The organism is Massilia sp. PAMC28688 (assembly GCF_019443445.1).
In the GTDB taxonomy this organism is placed as follows: domain Bacteria; phylum Pseudomonadota; class Gammaproteobacteria; order Burkholderiales; family Burkholderiaceae_D; genus Telluria_A.
Window position 1 is genome coordinate 2,260,850 of sequence record NZ_CP080378.1, and the last position, 20,953, is coordinate 2,281,802.

Sequence of the window (20,953 nt, forward strand, 5' to 3'; positions counted from 1 at the left end):
AGGTGGTTCGTTGTGTATGTAATAATGACTAGCCATTGTACTGGGCTTGGCAAAAACATGAATGCACGCGATAACTCAACAGTGTTGGCTTTCCTCGGCACCGGCCTGATGGGCGCGCCCATGGTGCGGCAGCTGCTGCAGGCCGGCTTGTCCGTCCGGGTGTGGAACCGTACCGCGGCCAAGGCCGACGCCCTGCGCGCGGCAGGCGCCGTGCCTGCTTCCACGCCGGCCCAGGCCGTCGAGGGCGCCGCCGTGGTGATCAGCATGCTCGACAACGGTGCCGTGGTGACGCAGGTGGCGGCGGCGGCGCTGGCCGGCCTTGCGCCGGGCGCCCTGTGGATCGACATGAGTTCGACCGCCCACCAGGAAGCGCTTGACCTGCACCAGGCGCTTGCCGCGCACGGCTGCGCCTTCATGGATGCACCGGTTTCCGGTGGCGTGGCCGGGGCCGAAGCCGCGACCCTTGCCATCATGGCCGGCGGCAGCGCCGACGACTTTGCGCGCGCGCAACCGGTACTGGCCTGCATGGGCCGTGCCACGCTGGTCGGCCCCACCGGCAGTGGCCAGATCGCCAAATTGTGCAACCAGCTGATCGTGGGCGGAACCCTGAATATCGTGGCCGAAGCGCTGCTGCTGGCGCAGGCGGCCGGGGCCGATCCGGCCGCCGTGCGCCAGGCGATGCGGGGCGGGTTTGCGGAAAGCCGCATCCTGGAAGTGCATGGCCAGCGCATGCTGGAGCGAAACTTTGTGCCGGGCGGCCAAGTGCGCAGCCAGCTCAAGGATCTGCGCAACGTCCTCGCTGCAGCGGCCGAGGCTGGTGTCGTGCTGCCCGTCGCTTCCCTCGTGACGCAGACTTATGCATCGATTGGCGCCACCCACGCCGGCGCCGACCAGTCCGCCGCCTTGCTGGCGCTTGAGCAGATCAATCCCGGCATTGTCCTGGGCGGCCAGGGCCGTGCCTAAGCCAGGGGCAGGCTCATCTCTGCCAGCCTGACCCAGAAACTGGCGCCGATCGGCAGCAGGTTGTCATTGAAATCGTAACTGGCATTATGCAGCTGGCATGGACCCAACCCATGCCCGCCCTCGCGGTGATCGCCCTCGCCATTGCCGATGAAAACGTAACAGCCCGGCTTGGCCTGCAGCATGAAGGCAAAGTCTTCCGCCCCCATGGTCGGTTCGGTATTGGTATCGACCCGCTCGGCACCGACCACGGCCTTCATCGCCTCCACCGCAAACGCCGTCTCCCTTGGATGATTGATGAGGGGCGGGTAGTTGCGCTTGAACGTGAAGTCCACCGTGGCGTTGAACGCCGCCGCAGTGTGGGTGGCAATGTCCTGCATGCGCGTTTGCAGCAGGTCCAGCACGTCGGTGCTGAAGGTGCGCACGGTGCCGCTCAGCACGGCTTCGTCGGGAATCACATTGGTGGCGCTGCCGGCATGGATCTGGGTGATCGACAGCACGGCCGTTTCCAGTGGATTCTTTTCGCGCGACACGATGGTTTGCCACGACTGGGCAATCTGCACCGCCACCATCACGGGATCAATGCCCCGGTGCGGCTGGGCGGCATGGCAGCCCTTGCCTTTGACGACGACATGGAACTCGTTACTTGACGCCATCATGGGCCCTTCCACCACGCCAAAGCTGCCGGTGGCGATGCCGGGCCAGTTATGCATGCCATACACGGCGTCCATCGGGCACTGGGTAAACAGGCCGTCATCGATCATGCGGCGCGCACCGGCGCCGCCTTCTTCGGCCGGCTGGAAAATCAGGTACACGGTGCCGTCAAAGTTGCGGTGGGTCGCCAGGTGGTGGGCCGCGCCCAGCAGCATGGCCGTGTGGCCGTCATGGCCGCAGGCGTGCATCTTGCCCGGGTGGCGCGAGGCATGGTCGAAGCTGTTAATCTCTTGCATGGGCAGGGCATCCATATCGGCGCGCAGGCCGATGGCGCGGCTCGAATGGCCATTCTTGACGATGCCCACCACGCCCGTCACCCCCAGGCCGCGGATGACCGGAATGCCCCACTCGGTCAGCTTGGCAGCCACCACATCGGAGGTGCGCTGCTCTTCGTAGCATAGTTCCGGATGGGCGTGCAGGTCGCGGCGGATCTGCTGCAGCTCCGACTGGAAAGCAATGATCGGTTCGACGAGTTTCATGGTGTTCTCCAATGATGCCGGCATCTTAGTAACGGAATGTTAACCCATTTGGCGCGCTTTTGTAGCACGTTCGCGGCAGCCCGGCCGCCTTCGCACCGACTTTGCAGCGTTGCGTATTGAGCCGTTTCAAGGACAGTGCATGATGTTCTCTCGAAGAATCGTTTACAGTAGCAGCTTCGCCTGACGATTTTTCCGGATTGCCGCAATGACCACTACCCAAGTGCGGGGCACTTGCCCGCTCGACTGCCCCGATACCTGCGCCCTCTTGATCACGGTGGAGGATGGCGTGGCGACCGAGGTCAAGGGCGACCCGGACCATCCCACCACTGCCGGCGTGCTGTGCACCAAGGTATCGCGCTTTACCGAGCGCACCTACCACGCCGACCGCCTGCTGTACCCAATGCGGCGCGTGGGCAAGAAGGGGGAGGGCAAGTTCGAGCGCATCAGCTGGGATGCCGCCATTGCCGAAATTGCCGACAGGCTGGGCGCCATTGCCGCCCGCGCGCCCCAGGCCATTTTGCCGTACAGCTATTGCGGCACCATGGGCCAGGTCCAGGGCGAGTCCATGTCCATGCGTTTTTTCAACCAGCTGGGCGCTTCGGCGCTGGACCGCACCATCTGCGCCAATGCCGGCTTTTACGGCTACCGCTACACCATCGGCGCCACCATCGGCACCGACATCGAACAATTCCAGGATGCCCGCCTGATCATCATCTGGGGCGGCAACCCGATCGCGTCGAATCTGCACTTCTGGATGCGGGCCCAGGAAGCAAAGCGGCGCGGCGCCAGGCTGATCGCCATCGATCCCTACCGTTCGCTGACGGCTGAAAAATGCCACCAGCATATTGCCCTGCTGCCCGGCACCGACACGGCGCTGGCGCTGGGCATGATGCACGTACTGATCCGCGACGGCCTGGTCGATGAGGAGTACATTGCCGCCCACACCATTGGCTACGAGCAGCTCAAGGTCCGCGCCGCCGAATGGACGCCGCAGCGGGTGGCCACCACCTGCGGCATCAGCGTGGACGAAGTGCTTGGCCTGGCACAGGAATATGGCGCCACGGCGCGCCGCGGCGAGCCGGTCGCCATCCGCGTCAATTACGGCGTGCAGCGCGTGCGCGGCGGCGGCATGGCCGTGCGCAATATCAGCTGCCTGCCCGCGCTGGTGGGCGCCTGGCGCCATGCGGCCGGCGGCGTGCAGCTGTCTTCGTCCGGCACGTTCCCGCTCAACAAGGCCGTCATGCAGCGCCCCGACCTGCTCAAGGGGCCGGTGCGCACCATCAACATGACCACCATCGGCGACGACCTGCTGAGGGACACGTCGCCGGAATTCGGCCCCAGGATCGAAGCGGTCATCGTGTACAACGCCAACCCGCTGGCCATTGCGCCGGACTCGGCAAAGGTCATGCAGGGCTTCCAGCGTGACGACCTGTTTACCGTGGTGCTGGAACACTTCCAGACCGACAGTGCCGACTATGCCGACATCCTGCTCCCGGCCACCACCCAGCTCGAGCACCTGGACGCGCACCATGCCTACGGCCACCTGTACATGATGGCCAACAATCCCGCCATTGCGCCCCTGGGCGAGAGCAAGCCCAACACGGAAATCTTCCGCCTGCTGGCCGCCCGCATGGGCTTTACCGATCCGTGCTTTGCCGAAAGCGACGATGAACTGGCCGCGCAAGCGTTCAACCGGCAGCATGAACGCGCCGTGCATTTCGACTGGGAGTCGCTCAAGCAAAAAGGCTGGCAAAAGCTGGCCGTACCAAGCGCGCCCTTTGCCGATGGCGGCTTTCCCACGCCCTCGGGCAAGTGCGAATTGTATTCCGCGTCCATGCTGGCCGACGGCCTCGATCCACTGCCGGCCCATATTGCGCCGTACGAATCGGTTGCCAGCAATCCGGCACTGGCGGCAAAATACCCACTGGCGATGATCTCCCCGCCGGCGCGCAACTTCCTCAATTCGACCTTTGTCAATGTCAAGAGCCTGCGCAGCACGGAAGGCGAGCCGCACCTGGACATCCACCCGGACGATTGCGCGCCGCGCGGCATCGTCCACGGCGACATGCTGCGTATCTTCAATGACCGCGGCAGCTTCGTGGCCAGGGCGCGCGTCACCACCAAGGCCCGGGTCGGGCTGGTGGTGGGCCTGTCGGTGTGGTGGAAGAAGTTGTCTACCGATGGCAAGAACGCCAACGAAGTGACCAGCCAGGCCCTGACCGACATGGGGCGCGCGCCCACGTTCTACGACACGCTGGTCCAGGTTGAAAAATTGGCAGCTTAGAAAGGACGCAGCATGACACCCAGCCGCATAGCCAACCACATTGCCCTGGCGGCGGCTGCAGCGCTGATGCTGGCCAGTTGTTCCAGCCTCAATTACTACAAGCAGGCCGCGCAAGGGCAGCTGACCCTCCTGGCCGACGCACGCCCCATTGAAACCTGGCTGGCCGACCAGAATACCGACGCCAAGCTGCGCCTGCGCCTGGCCACGGCCCGCCAGATCCGCACCTTCGCGGTGCAGGAACTGGGACTGCCCGACAACAGCAGCTACAAGAATTACGCGGCGCTGGCCCGCCCATACATCCTGTGGAATGTGGTGGCCACGCCGGAACTGTCGCTGCGCCCCCTCCAGTGGTGTTTTCCGGTGGCCGGGTGTGTGAGCTACCGTGGCTACTACAGCCGCGAAGATGCCCAGGAGTACGCCGCCACCCTGCGCGCCGAAGGCAACGACGTGCAGGTGGGCGGGGTGCCGGCCTATTCCACCCTGGGCTGGTTCAGCGACCCGCTGGTATCGACCTTCATCCATTATCCCGATGCCGAACTGGCGCGCCTGCTGTTCCATGAACTGTCGCATCAGGTTCTGTACGTGCAGGATGACTCGCAATTTAACGAATCGTTTGCCAGCACGGTGGAAGAAGCGGGGGTGGAGCGCTGGCTCAAGGGCTTTGGCAATGAAGCCATGCGCGAGAACTACCTGAAGTTTTCTGAGCGCAAAAAGCAGTTCGTGGCCCTGCTGCTGGAGTGCCGCAAGGCCCTGGACAAAGTCTACAAGTCCGGCCTGAGCCAGGCCGACAAGCGCGCCGAAAAGGCACGCCTGTTCCAGAAGCTCAAGGATGACTATCAGCTGCTTAAGGCGAGCTGGGGCGGCTTTGCCGGCTATGACCGCTTTTTTGCCGAACCCCTGTCCAACGCCCACCTGGCCTCGATTGCCACCTATAACGACTTCGTTCCCGCCTTCCGCGCCTTGCTGGCCCGCGAAAAGACCTTGCCCCGCTTTTACGACGCGGCCCGCAAGCTGGGCAAGCTCGACAAGAAGGAGCGGCATAAGCGCCTGAAACAGCTGGCCGAGTCCTCAGCTGTTGTTGCCGTGTCGCACCAATGACGCTCTCATAGAGCAGTTGCTCGATATCCAGCAAAAGCACTTGCATATGCGGCTCCTGCCCGATACGATCTGTAAGAGGTGTGTATAAAACGCATGCTCGTTCTTTTTACGGCAAAGAGAACGTAACTGGCAAAAATGCCAGATTCAATAACCATAAATTTTTGAGACAGAGGCAAACGATGGACAAAATTTGGCTGAAATCGTATCCACCCAACATGCCGACAGAGATCAATCCCGATCAGTACGGTTCCCTCGTGCAGTTGCTGGAAGAATCCTTCACCAAATTTGCCAGCCGTAATGCCTATGTCTGTATGGACAAGTACCTCACTTACGGCGAACTCGACACCTATTCCAAGCAGATGGCTGCCTGGCTGCAAAGCCGCGGCCTCAAGAAAGGTGCCCGCGTTGCCGTGATGATGCCCAACGTGCTGCAGTATCCGATCGCCATTGCCGCCATCCTGCGCGCCGGCTACACGGTGGTCAACGTCAATCCCCTGTACACCCCGCGCGAACTGGAACACCAGCTCAACGATTCGGGCAGCGAAGCGATCATCGTGCTGGAAAATTTCGCCACCACGCTCGAGCAGGTACTGACCAAGACCCCGGTCAAGCACATTGTGGTGGCCAGCATGGGCGAAATGCTCGGCGGCCTGAAGGGCATGATCGTCAATTTCGTGGTCCGCAACGTCAAGAAAATGGTGCCGGCCTTTGCCCTGCCCAATGCGGTGCGCTTCAAGGATGTGCTGTCGATGGGCACCAAGATGAAGTTCGCCCCGGTGCAGGCTGCCTCGACCGACGTCGCCTTCCTCCAGTACACGGGCGGCACCACCGGCGTGTCCAAGGGCGCCACGCTCACCCACCGCAACATCATTGCCAACGTGCTGCAAAGCGAAGCGTGGTCGCAGCCGGCGCTGCAGCGCGCGCCCGTGGTGGACCAGATCACGATCGTGTGCGCGCTGCCCCTGTACCATATCTTTGCGCTGACGGCCTGCGCCATGTGGGGCACCCGCGTGGGCGCCCTCAACATCCTGATCCCCAACCCGCGTGACATTCCCGGCTTTATCAAGGAGCTGTCGAAGTACAAGATCAACATGCTGCCGGCCGTGAATACGCTCTACAACGCGCTGCTGAACCATCCCGATATCGACAAGGTCGATTTCTCCGCCCTCAAGATTTCCAATGGCGGCGGCATGGCCGTGCAGCAGGCAGTCAACGACAAGTGGAAAAAGCGCACCGGCACCTGCATCATCGAAGGCTACGGCCTGTCGGAAACGTCGCCCGTGGCCACCTGCAACCGCGCCGACCTGACCGATTTCTCGGGCACCATCGGCCTGCCGGTGCCATCGACCGACATCGCCATCCTCGACGATGACGGCAAGCCGGTGGCGCTGGGACAGGAAGGCGAAATCGCCATTCGCGGCCCGCAAGTGATGTCCGGCTACTGGAATCGTCCGGACGAAACGGCCAAGGTCATGACGGCCGACGGCTTCTTCAAGTCGGGCGACGTGGGCGTGATGGATGCCAACGGCTACGTCAAGATCGTCGACCGCAAGAAAAACATGATCCTCGTGTCCGGCTTTAACGTCTATCCGACGGAACTGGAAAACGTGATTGCCATGCACCCTGGCGTGCTGGAGTGCGCGGTGATCGGCGTGCCGGACGAACATTCCGGCGAAGCCGTCAAAGTGTTCGTGGTGCGCAAGGACCCGAATCTGACCAGCGAGCAAGTGATGGATTACTGCAAAGAGCAGTTCACCGGCTACAAGAAACCGAAGTACATCGAATTCCGCGACGAGCTGCCGAAGACCAACGTGGGCAAGATCCTGCACCGCGTCCTTCGCGATGAGAAAAAAGCAGCGTAAGTAGCGGCAAGCGAAAAGCCGCCCGTGCGCCGGGCGGCTTTTGCATTTCCACCTGCAACCACCAGCAACCACAGCAACAGCAATCACCAGCGAGGCACATGATGGACAAGTTTTGGCTCAAGTCTTACCAACCGGGCGTTCCTGCCGAGATCGATTACACGCAATACCGGTCGCTCAACCAGCTGCTGGAAGAATCGTTCAAGAAGTACGCCGACCGTAAGGCATTTGCCTGCATGGACAAGTCCATCACTTTCCGCGAGCTCGACCAGATGTCGCAGCAAATGGGGGCATGGCTGCAGTCGCGCGGCATGAAGCAGGGCGCGCGCGTGGCCATCATGATGCCGAACGTGATGCAGTATCCGGTGGCCCTGGCCGCCGTGCTGCGCGCCGGCTTCGTGGTTGTCAACGTCAATCCGCTGTACACCCCGCGCGAACTGCAGCACCAGCTCACCGATTCGGGCGCCGAAGCAATCATCGTGCTGGAAAACTTTGCCACCACGGTGGAGCAGGTGCTGCCGAAAACCCGGGTCAAGCATGTGGTGGTGGCCAATATGGGCGACTTGCTGGGCTTTGTGAAAGGCACCATCGTCAACCTCGTGGTACGCAAGGTCAAGAAGATGGTGCCGGCGTTCTCGCTGCCCAATGCGATCCCGTTCAACAAGGTGCTGGCCGAAGGCACGCGCCTGACGCTCAAGCCGGTGCAGGTGGGGCCGGAGGATATCGCCTTTCTGCAGTACACCGGCGGCACCACCGGCGTCTCCAAGGGCGCGGTGCTGCTGCACCGCAACGTGATTGCCAACGTGCTGCAGAACGAAGCCTGGCTCCAGCCCACGCTCAACACCCTGCCCAAGGGCGAGCAGCTGCAGTTCGTGTGCGCGCTGCCGCTGTACCACATCTACTCGCTGACCGTGTGCATGCTGATGGGCACGCGCCTGGGCGGCATGAACCTCCTGATCCCGAACCCGCGCGATATTCCCGGTTTTGTGAAGGAACTGGCCAAGTACCGCATCAATATTTTCCCGGCCGTGAATACGCTGTATAACGGCCTGCTGAACAATCCGGATTTCGCCAAGCTCGACTTCTCAAGCTACAAGGTATGCAACGGCGGCGGCATGTCGGTGCATCAGAGCGTGGCCGACAAGTGGCTCAAGCTGACCGGCACGCCGATCATCGAAGGCTACGGCTTGTCGGAGACGTCGCCCGTGGCCACCGCCAACCGCTGCGACATCACCGAATTTACCGGCATGATCGGCCTGCCGTATCCATCGACCGACATCCAGATCCTCGACGACGACGGCCAGCCGGTGCCGCTGGGAACGGCCGGCGAGATCGCCATCCGCGGCCCGCAGGTCATGGCCGGCTACTGGCAGCGCGACGATGAAACGGCCAAGGTCATGACGGCCGACGGCTTCTTCAAGTCGGGCGACGTCGGCATCATGGATGCGCGCGGCTACACCCGCATTGTAGACCGCAAGAAGGACATGATCCTGGTGTCGGGCTTTAACGTCTATCCGAGTGAAGTCGAGGAAGTGGTGGCCGCCCACCCTGGCGTGCTCGAATGCGCCTGCGTGGGCGTGCCGGACAAGAACGCTGGCGAAGCGGTGAAGCTGTTCGTGGTCAAGAAGGATCCTGGCCTCACCGAAGCGCAGCTGATGGACTACTGCAAGGATCAGCTGACCGCGTACAAGAAGCCCAAGTACATCGAGTTCCGCACCGACCTGCCCAAGACCAATGTGGGCAAGATCCTGCGCCGTGAACTGCGCGACGAAAAGAAGGCATCCTGATGAAGCTGGTCCGGACCGGAGCGGCAGCGGCACTGCTGTTATCGGCGCAGGGCGCGCTGGCAGCGCCGGCTTACTTCGACCAGCCCGACCGCTACGCCACCAAGCGGCTGGCGTCCTACCTGGCCAGCAAGGATTGCGCCGGCGCCGTGAACGCCCTCAATGAAGGTGTCAAGGCCAGGCAGCGCGACGTGCTGCTGGCGGCAGGCACCATGTACGAGACCGGGCTTTGTGTAAAGCAGAGCTGGGACCGTGCTGCGCATTTCTACCAGCTGGCCGATGCGGCAGGCAACCGTTCGGCCGTGCAGCGCCTGGCCGGCGGCTATGCGGTGGAAGGCAGGGATGGCGCGGTGGCGCTGTGGTGGGCGGCCCATGAACCCGGCAACCTGCCGCGCGCCTGCGTGCCGCAGGCCGACCCCAGGACCGATGCCGAAGGATTTGAAAAGGCACTGGCTGCAATGCCCCCGGCCCTGTTCAAGGCATGCGTCTACATGGCAGGCGTGTACGCGTCCATTCGGGCCGAAACGGAGTTTCCGAGCGAAGCGCTGCTGCGCGACGTGTACGGCGACGTGGAGATGCAGTTCACGCCAGCCACCGGCACCATTGGCTGGCACCAGAAGATGCGTGAGCGCGCCACCGGTGTCGGTACGCGCGATGCTGCGCGGCTGAAGGAAGACGACCGCCCCGCGGTGGAGCACAGCCTGGTCAACTACATGCGCGCTACCGGCGAGCGCACGCTGGCGCGCTACAAGAAGCCGGACGGAATCGATCCTGCCATCACGATCGGGCACACCTTTTCGTTCTTCTACGAGCTCGATAGCAGGGTCGGGGCCGGCGGATCAGTGAAGTGATCAGGCCAGTCGTCCATTGCATGCTGAGCGCGGGCCTGGTACTGGCCAGCCAGGCGGCATGGGCCGACCGCGACGAGCTTGAGCCACCCGACGCCGAGGCAACCCGGCGCATTGCTGCCTATATCAACAGCGGCGACTGCCCGGGCGCCGTCAGGCAGCTCAACGCAGAGATCAAGTCCAGGCAGCGCGATGTGCTGCTGCTGGCCGGGGCGATGTTTGAAACGGGCTTGTGCGTCAAGCCCAACTGGGACCGCGGAATCCATTTCTATCAGCTTGCCGAGCGCGCCGGCCACCCTTCGGCGGTGCTGCGCCTGGCCAGTGGCTATGCCGTCGCCGGCCGGGACAATGCCATGGCGCTGTGGTGGATGGCGCAGCGCCCCGGTGGCATGCCACGCGCCTGCATCCCGGCCGCCGATCCTCTCGAGGATGCGGCCGGATTTGAAAGCGCGCTGGCCGCCATGCCGCAGTCGCAGCGCCAGTCCTGCATCTACATGACGGGTGTGTACGCGTCCATCCTGGCCGAAACGGAGTTTCCGGCACCGGCGTCAATCAATAACGTGTTCGGCGACCTGGACATGGTCTTCAATGCCGCTGACGGCACCGTCAGCTGGACTCAGGTAACGCTGGAACAGGCCACCCAGCCAGGCGTGGCAGACGGACCGGCGGGTCTTGCTTTCAGCCGCGAGACGGTCGAGGACACCCTGCTCAGTTACATGCGCGGCATCAGCGATCGTTCGCTGGCGCGCTATCAAAAACCCGAAAGCGTCGATCCCGGCATGCGGATCAAACAGCGCATTTCATTCTACTACCACTGAACGCGCGGCCGGCGTGGCGGCCGCCAGCATCAGCTCTTCCATCGCGGCGCGGGTCAGGAAAGCTTCTGCCGTGCCCTCGAAGCCGCACGCATATTCGCCGGCGATCGCCCCCATGCGCATGCACTGGGCCACTGGCAGCTGGTCCGCGTACCCGGCCAGGAAGGCCGATGAGAATGCGTCGCCGGCGCCATTGCTGTCGATGATGTCGCGCCCCAGTCCTGCGCAGGGCTGGTACACCAGCATCTGCTGGGCGCGCGTCATGTAGCAGCTGCCTTCGCTGCCCATGGTGGCCACCACCACCTGCGCCCGGCCCTTGTCAAGGATGGCTCGCATGATGTCTTCGTAGCGGCTGCCCATTGCCGCCGTACTCATGAACACCACGTCCGAGCGCAGGGCGAAATCATCGTAGTACGGATTCCTGCCATCCCAGTCATGCAGGTCAGTCGATACCGTCACGCCCAGGGCCTGGGCATCGTCATACAATTCGCGCGCCCAGGGCATGATGGAAAAATGGGCGTGGCGGGTACGCTCGAGCAGCGGCAGGTACAGCGCGCGCTCCATGCGCAGCGTGTCCGGGTGGCGGCCGTCATACAGCGACAGGCGGCGGCCGGACGGATCCACCAGGTTGACACTGCGGCGCGTGCCGCTTGGGTGGATGACGTAGGTGAAGCCGAGGCCACGTTCGCGGTAGCGCGCGTGGATCAGCGCGGCCTGCGGATCATCGCCAACGAAGTCGACCAGATGCGTGGCCCGCCCCAGTGCATGCGAGCCAAGCGCCACGCCGTTGCCTGTGTGCGCCACAAAATCGCGCACTGCGGGCACGTGGATGGAGTCGGCCATCGGGAGCGGCAGCACCGGTACCCGCACAATGGTGTCGATGCCGACGCCGCCAAATACCACCAGATCATAATCACGCATTGCAACATTCACCATCAACGAGGATGGCATAAATATAACTCGTATGTAACTTTATTACAATATGGTGGAAGATAAAACCCCGTTTGGCGTAATTTTCCTACGATGCCATGCTTGAGTGCAGCTGGCGCTGCTGTCTCCACAGGCGCCGCGCCCAGTTTGCCAGCAGCAGTCCGATCACCGGGAAGACCAGCAGCACGGGGATGAGGCCATACGCATGCTCGGTGAGGCTGTCGTACAGCTTGGCAAGGCAGAACGGCAGCGTGAGGGCATTCCACACCAGGGCAAAGAAGCAGACCAGCCGGACGGGTTTGATTTTCCTGGGCGCTGCCCCGGCCGGCGCGGGCCAGGACAGCCACACCAGCGCCGCGCTGGCGCCAAGGCCCACCAGGGGAAAGCCCAGCGCCAGCGGCAGGGACAGGAGCGCGACCAGCCAGCGAAAGCCGCGATCGAGCGTCACCTGTTCCGGGTTGTCCGGATTGATCCACAGCGGCACGCTGCTGGCCTGGCGGCGCGCCTGCTCAAGCTCGCTGTAGCGCTTCTCGTGATAGGCGCGAAACGTATCCCCGCGCTGCGATGTGGAACCGCGCACCTGGAACGTGCGGCCCTGGTACTGGTAGCTGAGCGAGGCCATGACCTGGAAATGCTGGTCTGCCTTGGCGTGCGGCGTGACCATGAGACGCACGGCCTCCACGCGCGCCGGCACCGGCACAAAGGCGCGCTGCGCATACCACTGTGCGGCCTGGTCATGGAGAGGCAGCATACCCACCAAAGCGCCAAGGAGCACGAAGCCACCGCTGAACAGGAGGACGAACAGCGCAACGGCCCAGCGCCGCGGGTGGGGACGCAACATGCAGCGTCAGCCCGTCTGGCGCGGGCCCGGTTTGCCGTTGGCGACGCTGAAGGTGGCCAGGCGCGACATGCCGGTGGCCGGGTCGCGCACGTCGTCCAGCCCCATGAAAAAGGTGTTGGTCACGGAAGGCGTGATCTCCATGAGCATGAAGCCGCGCTTGTCGCTGCGGCCATACTTCACGTGCGGGTTCATGTCTACATACTGCAGGGTGCGTGCCTGTGGCCGCGAACCGGACGTCACTGACGTGCCGCAGAATTCCGTGGCGATCACGGGATTGGCTTTTGATGCCGGGCGATTGAAGTCGGGCTTCAGGTCGGTCGCATAAAAGGTGTGGACGTCGCCGGACAGGATGACCGGGTTTTGCGCCCGGCTCTCACGCAGCGCGTCAAACAGACGCTCGCGCGAGACCGGATAGCCATCCCAGCCATCGTTCCAGAAGCGCCCGGCGTTGGGCGTGGTCAGCGGCAGCTGGCTCGATTGCGCCATGGGCGTTTGCTGGGCCACGATGTTCCAGCGCGCCCTGGAAGTGGCGAAGCCGTCAGCCAGCCATGCTTCCTGGGCCGCGCCCAGCATTGACCGGGCAGGGTCGCGCAGTTCCTTGCAGGCGCGCGTGACGGAACTGGAGCCGCCGCGCTCCTTGCGTGCCGGGCAGGCGTGCGCCGCGCGGTACTGGCGGTCATCGAGCACGTGCAGGCGCGCCAGCTGCCCCCAGTCATAGCGCTGGTAAATGCGCATGTCGCCAAAGGCCCCGGGCCGCGGCACCATCAGCCGCACCGGCATGTGTTCGTAGAAGGCCTGGTACGCCGCCGCCCGGCGCGCCGGGAAATCGGGACTGAGGCGCTCGTCGCGGTCACGCGCATAATCGTTGGCCACTTCATGGTCGTCCCAGGTCACGATCCACGGCGCGGCATGGTGGGAAGCCTGCAGGTCGCGGTCGGTCTTGTACTGGGCATAGCGCGCGCGGTACTGGGCCAGTGTGAACGATTCATCGACCCGCTGCGCGCGTGCGGGATGGCGCAAGTGGTACGGCCCCCATTCATAGATGTAGTCGCCCAAAAAGGCCACCAGGTCGGGGCCGGCCGCGGCGATGTGGCGGTGCGCCGCGTAGCTGCCAAACTCCCAGTGCTGGCACGAAGCCACGGCCAGCTTGAGCGACGTGGGCATGGCGGCCGCCGCCGGCGCAGTGCGGGTGCGGCCCACTGGACTGACGGCGTCGCCCAGCATGAAGCGGTAAAAATACCAGCGCGCCGGATCGAGTCCCTTCACGTCCACATGCACGCTGTGCGCAAGTTCCGGCACGGCGCTGGCACTGCCTTTGGCCACCATCCGGGTAAATGCCTGGTCGTGCGCCACTTCCCAGCGCACCACCAGTGCCACCGGCGCCACCGAGGCGGCGTTGAGCGGGTCGGGCAGGATGCGGGTCCAGAGGATGACCGAGTCGGGCAGGGGCGAGCCGGACGCCACGCCCAGGCTGAACGGATAGGCGCGTACTGCCGGTGCCTGGCCCAGGGCCAGGGGCGTGGCGCTGCCCAGGGCGGCCGCAATGCCGGCCAGGCGCGTCCCCTGCAGCAGGAATTCGCGGCGTTGCTGCTCCATGAAGCTCCCCGTTCAGCTTTCCAGTGGCGGCAACTGGCGCGGCTTGCGGTCGTCCCCGGTGGCCACATAGGTCAGGGTCGCCTCGGTCACCTTGACCGTGTCGGCCTGCAGGCGATTGCGTTCTGCGTACACTTCGACATACACGGTGATGGAGGTCTTGCCCACCTTGACGATGTCGGCATAGAACGAGAGCAGATCACCGACGAACACGGGATTTTTGAACAAGAAGGAGTTGACGGCAATGGTGGCCACGCGGCCATTGGCGCGGCGCGTGGCCGGCAGCGAACCAGCCACGTCCACCTGGGCCATGATCCAGCCGCCAAAGACGTCGCCGTACACGTTAGCGTCCGACGGCGCGGGCATCACGCGTAGCGTGGGCATCCGGTTGGCCGGCAGTCCGGCGATCAGGGCGCTCTGGATCAGGGCGGCGTCGTTTTCGGGCGTGGTCATCTTGAATTCTCATGAAAGGCTACAATCGTCCCAGATTGAACCATAAATAGCCAACCTCTGCCATGCGACGACACCCCAGCAGTCCGCCACCGCCCATCACCGACCCCAAGGCCGTGGTGCGCAGTGACTGGGCCGTGATCAAGACCCTGTTCCCCTACCTGTGGGTGTACAAATGGCGCGTGATGGCGGCCATGGCCTGCCTGATCGCGGCCAAGGTGGCCAACGTGGGCGTGCCGATGGTGCTCAAGAAGCTCATCGACCAGCTCTCCATCAGTCCGGGCAGCCCGCAGGCACTGCTGGTGCTGCCGGTCGGCGCACTGGTGGCATATGGCCTGCTGCGGCTTTCCACCACCGTATTTACCGAACTGCGCGAATTCCTGTTTTCGCGGGTGACGCAGCGCGCGGTGCGCACCATTGCGCTGCGCGTGTTCCGCCACCTGCATGCGCTGTCGCTGCGGTTTCACCTGAATCGCCAGACCGGCGGCATGACGCGCGATATCGAGCGCGGCACGCGCGGCGTCAGTTCGCTCATCTCGTTCACGCTCTTTAACATCCTGCCAACGCTGGTGGAAATCACGCTGGTGTTGGGCTACCTGGTTGTCAACTACGACATCTGGTTCACCGCCATCACGGCCGTGGCGCTGGTGACCTATATTGCCTTTACCGTCATCGTGACCGACTGGCGCACCCACTTCCGGCGCACCATGAACGACCTCGATTCCAAGGCCAATACGCGCGCCATCGATTCCCTGATCAATTATGAAACGGTCAAATACTTCGGCAACGAAGACTACGAAGCGAAGCGCTATGACGAAGGCCTGAAGAGTTTCGAGAACGCAGCCGTGCGCTCCCAGACCTCGCTTTCCTTCCTCAACACCGGCCAGTCGCTCATCATCGCCACCGCCGTCACGCTCATCCTGTGGCGCGCGACCGAAGGCGTCATCGCCGGCACCATGACCATGGGCGACCTGGTCCTGGTGAACACCTTCATGATCCAGCTGTACATTCCGCTCAACTTCCTGGGCGTGATCTATCGCGAGATCAAGCAAAGCCTGGCCGACATGGAGCGCCTGTTTTCGCTGCTGGACCAGAACCGCGAAGTGGCCGACGACAAGGCGGCAAAGCCGCTCGTCACGCACGGCGCGCAAGTGGTGTTTTCGCAGGTGGACTTCAGCTACGAGAGCAACCGCCAGATCCTGTTTGGCGTTGACTTCACCATCCCTGCCGGGACCACCACGGCGGTGGTGGGCCACAGCGGCTCGGGCAAGTCGACCCTGTCACGGCTGCTGTTTCGCTTTTATGACGTCAACAGCGGCAGCATCACGATTGATGGCCAGGACGTGCGCCACATCACGCAGGAGTCACTGCGCAGTGCAATCGGCATCGTGCCCCAGGATACGGTGCTGTTCAACGACAGCATCGAGTACAACATCGCCTATGGCAAGCCGGGCGCGAGCAAGGACGACATCATCGCCGCCGCCCGCGCCGCGTCGATCCACGACTTCATCGAGTCGCTCCCCGAAGGCTACGCCACCATGGTCGGTGAGCGGGGCCTGAAATTGTCGGGCGGCGAAAAGCAGCGCGTGGCCATTGCCCGCACGCTGCTCAAGGATCCCGCCATTCTCATTTTCGACGAGGCCACTTCCGCGCTCGACTCCAGGGCGGAGCAAGCCATCCAGCAGCAGTTGAAGGAAATTGCGAAGAACCGCACCACGCTGGTGATTGCGCACCGCCTGTCCACTGTGGCCGATGCTCAGCAGATCCTGGTGCTCGATCATGGCCGCATCGTCGAGCGGGGCACGCACCAGGCGCTGCTGGCGGCCGATGGCCTGTACCGGCAGATGTGGGAGCGCCAGCAGGCCAGGCAGGACGAGGAACTGGCCTCGCCTGCGCTGCCAAACGAAGCGCTGTGAGCGGCAAACTGACGGCGCGGCCTGCACGGAATCAGGCCGCACCTTTCAGTGCAGGGGCCGCATCACTAGCACGCAGGCAATCTTGCGCTGGCGCTCATCGAACACCGGCTGGGCGCTGCCTTCGACGGTGACCTCGCTGCCATCCGGGCGCCGGATGCGCCAGCGTGCATTCTCGACAAATTCATCATGCAGCACGGCGCGCGCCAGCGGCAGTTCGGATGGTGGATAGGGCAGGCCTTCCAGCGTAAGCAGCTGGTAGGTGGCGCTGTATGCATCGACCGGCACATCGAGCACCGCCACGCCATGCAAGTGCGCTGCCCGTTCGTTGACAAGCGTGATGCGGCCGCCGGCATCGGTAATGATCACGCCCTCGGACAGCTGGCGCAAGGTGGCGTCGCGTTCGGCCGCGTAGCGCGCCAGCAGATCCTTTTCGCGGCGGCGCTCGGTGACGTCAACACCCATGTGCAGGATGCCCGACACTCGGCCGTCGGTCTCGAAAATCGGCTGGTAGGTCAGGTCGAAGTACGCCTGCCGCTGCGTTCCCGACCCATCCGCGTCGTACACGAGGGACATGTCGGTGCCAACGAATGCCTTGCGCGATTCGAACACCTGGTCCAGCAGCGCGATGAAACCTTGCTCCACTGCTTCTGGCAGGGCACTTTTCACGGTGCTGCCTTCCATGTTGCGGCCCTGGATCAGGGCGCGGCTGAATTCATTCTGCATTTCGATGCGGTGCTCGGGGCCGCGCGTGACCGTAATGGCGACCGGTACATGTTCGAGGACACTGCGCACGCCTTCACGCACTGCCTCTTCGCGCAGGGCGCGCACGCGGTCGGTGACGTCGCGGCAGAACAGGACCAGCTTGCCGCCGTTTGGAACGGCAGTGACGGAGTGCCAGGCATAGAGCCCGGGAATGAACTGCTCGAACGTGACCGTGCTCTGGCGGCCCATGGCGGTGCGCAGATGTTCCTCGGCCGGCGTGCCAAGCAGGGTGGGATACTCGTCCCAGTGACTGCGGCCAAGCAAGCTGTCGCGTTTGCGCCGCAACAGCATTTCCGCCGCCCGGTTGACATACTCGTAGCGCCAGTCGCTGCTCAGGCAAAGCACGGCGTCCGACGTGTTTTCCAGCAGCAGCTCGGTAGCCACCGGGATGTCTGGCGCGATAGCGGATCGAGAGAAAAGCGTCATGGGACACGGGCGAGAGAATATCGGCCCGATATTATGCGCGATTTAATGGCGGGCTATTGTTTTAATGGCATTTCTGGGCGCTCCTGTCTGCTTACTGGAATGCGGTTCAAACCTTCCACGGTCTGAGGATAGCGCCAGCAGTGCTGCTTACTTGCCACTGGATGCCGCACGCGCCAGTTCAGCAGATGCCAGGCTGCCAGCGAGGCTGCCCTTTTGGCAAACGTCATTCGCTTTTCCGAACCGCACGCGGGCACCGTCTTGTTGACCCGTAGCCAGCAGATACTGCCCGCCGTGGAAGTGCGCCTCGCACATGCGCGCTGTCGACTGCCTGACATCTGCCTCCGCAAACTGTACGAGCTTTTCCCAACCGATTTTATCTTGATGGAAATCCAGTAGCGCGAGCTGCCAGGGATCATTGTCGACCAGATTCTGACGCAGGATCTTGAGTTCGGCTGTGGCCGCAGCACGGCTGCTGGAACGGGTGGCGGCCAGATACAACATGGCCGCGGATTCTGCCGACGGAGGGCGCTGGCGGAAAACATCTCGCAGCGCCAGCGTACTCGCATCGAACTTGCCCATGGCGAAATCGTGATACGCAAGCCGTTGCCGGGCGTTAAGGTGCCCTGTGGCCGCTGCCTTGCGATACCATGCCAGCGCCTCGGCACTCATCGTCCGATTCTGGAGATCGTCATTGGCGCCGAGGCGATACATGGCGTCGGCATTGCCGGCCTCGGCTTCAGAGCGGAGCCAGTCCACATCATTGGCGGTACTGAAAAGCGGACCGCCTGTGTACGTAAAGTAGAGCATGCGCTGGCTCATCGAGATCAGGATCCGGTGCGAACGCAAGAAATCCAGGCCAAGGATGACGTCAGCCTGAATGCCATCGAGTCGCATGACGGTAAGTTTGCTGTCACTGATCTGTTCATCGCCAATTTCGATCAGCTTGAACTGGCTCGACCATGCCGGTACAGTAGAGCGGCCGATGACGCGCACCCGAGTACTTCCTTCTGCGGAGAACATCGCTGCGGTTTTGCCCGGCAGACTGGCCGCGGCCTGGACGTCAATAACGGATTGCTCAATTGCGGTTGACAGCATCGCCGTCAGCTCGTGGCCGTCTATTTTCACCTTGAACAGCGGGCGCTCTTCTGGCCCGAACACGAAGGGAAGCGTTACCGCATCGGCGCTCCAGTACGCCAGGTAATTTTTCCCGCAATTGGTCGGCTGGACGAATCGCAGTGCCTTTTCCGCTAGCGACAGTTCAAGGTCGGTGCTGAGCAAGTAATTGGTGCCGAGGTTGATGCCGTATTCCGTTCTGGACCCTGCCATGACCTGGAACTGGCCCTTGCCCCGGGCTGGCCCGACTGCAATCTCATTAACATTGGCAATCACTTCCGGCGCGCTGCCACCGACGCCACGGATCCTCTCGCCGGTGTCAATGGTAGCGACCCCGATTTTCTCGAGTGCTGCCTTGTTGAGCGTGGTGTATGGCGAACCGATGTCGATAACCGCCATCGTGGGCATGCCATTGATGCTGCCTGGGACATATGGCAGCATGCCTTCGCCACCAAATCTGAGTGCCAGCGTCTGGCGGTCGATCTGGCAAGCGTCAGGTTTGGCGGCCTGCGCTAACGCGCTCAGGGACACGGCGGACAAAACTAGCGCGGTGAAAGCGGCGCGGACGGCGAGGGTAATCAAGTCTGACTCCAGATGTGAGAGCTGCGGTGCGACAAGTCGGCACCGCCGACAAACTTGCTAATTGTAGAGCATCCGCGCGCCGCCTTTGAGGTAGCTTTTTGCAAGGTGCTCCCAATCGGCCAACGCTAAGGTTTTTTATAGACTACGCCATCCTTCATCACAAACTGCACTTGCTGCAGCAGGGCGATATTGGCCAGCGGGTCTCCCGCAACGGCGACAATGTCGGCGGCAAATCCCGGCTCGATGGAGCCCAGGCGCGCGGACTGGTCCAGCAGCGCGGCGGCGTTGATGGTGGCGGCGCGAATCGCTTCCAGCGGCGGCATCCCCGCTTCCACCATGTAGCCAAATTCCCTGGCGTTTTCGCCGTGAGGGAACACGCCCGCATCGGTGCCGAAGGCGATTTTCACGCCCGCCTTGTAGGCGCGCCCGAACGTGGCCTGGATCTGGTTGCCGATCTCGATGGCCTTGGGCCGCACCAGCGGCGAGTAGTAGTCCGCGTTCTTTTTCGCCATGTCGGCCACGTAGCGGCCGGCGCTGATGGTGGGCACGTAATAAGCATTGTGCTTCTTGAAAAGCGCAATGGCTTCATCATCGATCAGCGTGCCGTGTTCGATCGAGTCCACGCCGGCGCGCAGGGCGCGCTTGATGCCTTCGCTGCCATGGGCGTGCGCCGCGACGCGAAAGCCGTAATCCTTTGCCGCTGCCACGACGGCCCGCAGTTCATCTTCCGTGTACTGCGGGTTCTGTCCGTTGCGGGCCTGGCTCAACACACCGCCGGTGGCCGTGACCTTGATCAGGTCAGCGCCTTCCTTGTAGCGGTGGCGCACCGCCTGGCGTGCTTCCTCGGCGCTGTTGACGACCCCCTCCGCCGGACCCGGCTCGCCCAGCGCCGCCCGGAAGCGCTCATTGAGGCTGTTGGTGGGGTCGGCATGGCCGCCGGTGGTGGCGATCGATTTACCGGCCGTGAACATGCGCGGACCGGGCACCGCGCCGCTATCGATGGCGCGCTTGAGCGAGATGGACAAGCCGTTGGACGCGCCCAGGTCGCGCACCGTGGTGAACCCGGCCTTGAGGGTGCGGTCGGCCAGCTTGACTGCGCGCAGCGCGTGGTCGGCCGGGTTGAGCGTGAGCGTTTCACGCAGCGCGTCGACCTGCTTCTGGGTTTCGCCCGTCAGGTGCACATGCATGTCGATAAAGCCGGGCATGCAGGAGTGGCGCGACAGGTCCAGCGCGTCCGGCGCGCCCGTCATGGCGCCGACCGAGACGACCTTGCCAGCGTCGACCACGATGCTGACATTGTCGCGCCATTTGCCGGCCTTGACGTCGAGCAGGCGGCCGCAGTTGACGGTCTGCGGTGCAGCCTGCGCATACGCGGCGGCCAGCAGGAGGGAAAGGGCGGTCAGCTTGTACATGGAACGGCTCCGGTAGGGAAGGGGCGAACATCGGGTCGCACGCGAGCATACACAACATCACATACAAAAAGACCTCCCATTTCTGGG

16 protein-coding genes are annotated in these 20,953 nt (G+C 63.3%); 8 read left to right on the forward strand and 8 right to left on the reverse strand.

All coding sequences use genetic code 11. The features are described 5' to 3' along the window. Nucleotides 1-57: 57 nt before the first annotated feature. Nucleotides 58-963 carry an NAD(P)-dependent oxidoreductase gene (locus tag KY495_RS10150; protein ID WP_219883510.1) on the forward strand — a complete coding sequence of 302 codons (906 nt, stop codon included), beginning with the start codon at nucleotides 58-60 and terminating at the stop codon, nucleotides 961-963. Here KY495_RS10150 and KY495_RS10155 read toward each other — a convergent pair. Continuing rightward, the gene (locus KY495_RS10155; RefSeq protein ID WP_219883511.1) at nucleotides 960-2,153 is read right to left on the reverse strand and encodes a M20 aminoacylase family protein; all 1,194 of its coding nucleotides are present in this window, start codon (nucleotides 2,151-2,153) and stop codon (nucleotides 960-962) included. The genes KY495_RS10150 and KY495_RS10155 overlap by 4 nt on opposite strands. A gap of 205 nt (nucleotides 2,154-2,358) precedes the next feature. Between KY495_RS10155 and KY495_RS10160 the strand changes: the two genes are divergently transcribed. From KY495_RS10160 to KY495_RS10185, 6 genes are all read left to right on the forward strand, one after another. Beyond that, complete coding sequence (locus KY495_RS10160; RefSeq protein ID WP_219883512.1) at nucleotides 2,359-4,437, forward strand: molybdopterin-dependent oxidoreductase; 2,079 nt, start codon at nucleotides 2,359-2,361, stop codon at nucleotides 4,435-4,437. A 12-nt stretch (nucleotides 4,438-4,449) separates the two neighbouring features. After that, a complete protein-coding gene (locus KY495_RS10165; RefSeq protein ID WP_229518570.1) occupies nucleotides 4,450-5,535 on the forward strand; it encodes an aminopeptidase in 1,086 nt (361 codons plus the stop codon). A gap of 179 nt (nucleotides 5,536-5,714) precedes the next feature. Then, nucleotides 5,715-7,397 (forward strand): long-chain fatty acid--CoA ligase, encoded by a 1,683-nt coding sequence (locus KY495_RS10170; protein WP_219883513.1) that lies wholly within the window; start codon nucleotides 5,715-5,717, stop codon nucleotides 7,395-7,397. 101 nt (nucleotides 7,398-7,498) lie between these two features. After that, entirely contained in the window at nucleotides 7,499-9,181 is a 1,683-nt protein-coding gene (locus KY495_RS10175) for a long-chain fatty acid--CoA ligase (RefSeq protein ID WP_307728281.1), read from the forward strand. After that, nucleotides 9,181-10,029 (forward strand): hypothetical protein, encoded by an 849-nt coding sequence (locus KY495_RS10180; RefSeq protein WP_219883515.1) that lies wholly within the window; start codon nucleotides 9,181-9,183, stop codon nucleotides 10,027-10,029. The genes KY495_RS10175 and KY495_RS10180 overlap by 1 nt, the downstream gene beginning before the upstream one ends. Beyond that, a complete protein-coding gene (locus KY495_RS10185; protein WP_219883516.1) occupies nucleotides 10,026-10,844 on the forward strand; it encodes a hypothetical protein in 819 nt (272 codons plus the stop codon). The genes KY495_RS10180 and KY495_RS10185 overlap by 4 nt, the downstream gene beginning before the upstream one ends. Here KY495_RS10185 and KY495_RS10190 read toward each other — a convergent pair. The 4 genes from KY495_RS10190 to KY495_RS10205 form a co-directional block, all read right to left on the reverse strand. Further along, a complete protein-coding gene (locus KY495_RS10190; protein WP_219883517.1) occupies nucleotides 10,827-11,762 on the reverse strand; it encodes a carbohydrate kinase family protein in 936 nt (311 codons plus the stop codon). The two genes, KY495_RS10185 and KY495_RS10190, sit on opposite strands and share 18 nt — an antisense overlap. A gap of 97 nt (nucleotides 11,763-11,859) precedes the next feature. After that, nucleotides 11,860-12,612: a DUF3592 domain-containing protein gene (locus KY495_RS10195; protein WP_219883518.1), complete on the reverse strand. Its 753-nt coding sequence runs from the start codon at nucleotides 12,610-12,612 to the stop codon at nucleotides 11,860-11,862. A 6-nt stretch (nucleotides 12,613-12,618) separates the two neighbouring features. Then, nucleotides 12,619-14,208 carry an alkaline phosphatase gene (locus KY495_RS10200; RefSeq protein ID WP_219883519.1) on the reverse strand — a complete coding sequence of 530 codons (1,590 nt, stop codon included), beginning with the start codon at nucleotides 14,206-14,208 and terminating at the stop codon, nucleotides 12,619-12,621. 12 nt (nucleotides 14,209-14,220) lie between these two features. Continuing rightward, entirely contained in the window at nucleotides 14,221-14,658 is a 438-nt protein-coding gene (locus tag KY495_RS10205) for an acyl-CoA thioesterase (RefSeq protein ID WP_374040998.1), read from the reverse strand. A gap of 62 nt (nucleotides 14,659-14,720) precedes the next feature. On the opposite strand from KY495_RS10205, the gene KY495_RS10210 reads away from it, so the two are divergent. Next, the gene (locus tag KY495_RS10210) at nucleotides 14,721-16,571 is read left to right on the forward strand and encodes an ABC transporter ATP-binding protein/permease (protein WP_219883520.1); all 1,851 of its coding nucleotides are present in this window, start codon (nucleotides 14,721-14,723) and stop codon (nucleotides 16,569-16,571) included. A 45-nt stretch (nucleotides 16,572-16,616) separates the two neighbouring features. Here KY495_RS10210 and KY495_RS10215 read toward each other — a convergent pair whose 3' ends face one another. From KY495_RS10215 to KY495_RS10225, 3 genes are all read right to left on the reverse strand, one after another. Further along, entirely contained in the window at nucleotides 16,617-17,717 is a 1,101-nt protein-coding gene (locus tag KY495_RS10215) for a PAS domain-containing protein (protein WP_219883521.1), read from the reverse strand. A 189-nt stretch (nucleotides 17,718-17,906) separates the two neighbouring features. Then, on the reverse strand, nucleotides 17,907-19,454 hold the full coding sequence (locus KY495_RS10220; RefSeq protein ID WP_219883522.1) for a pepsin/retropepsin-like aspartic protease family protein: 1,548 nt from the start codon (nucleotides 19,452-19,454) through the stop codon (nucleotides 17,907-17,909). 125 nt (nucleotides 19,455-19,579) lie between these two features. Further along, entirely contained in the window at nucleotides 19,580-20,866 is a 1,287-nt protein-coding gene (locus KY495_RS10225) for an amidohydrolase family protein (protein ID WP_219883523.1), read from the reverse strand. Between the last annotated feature and the right edge of the window lie 87 nt (nucleotides 20,867-20,953).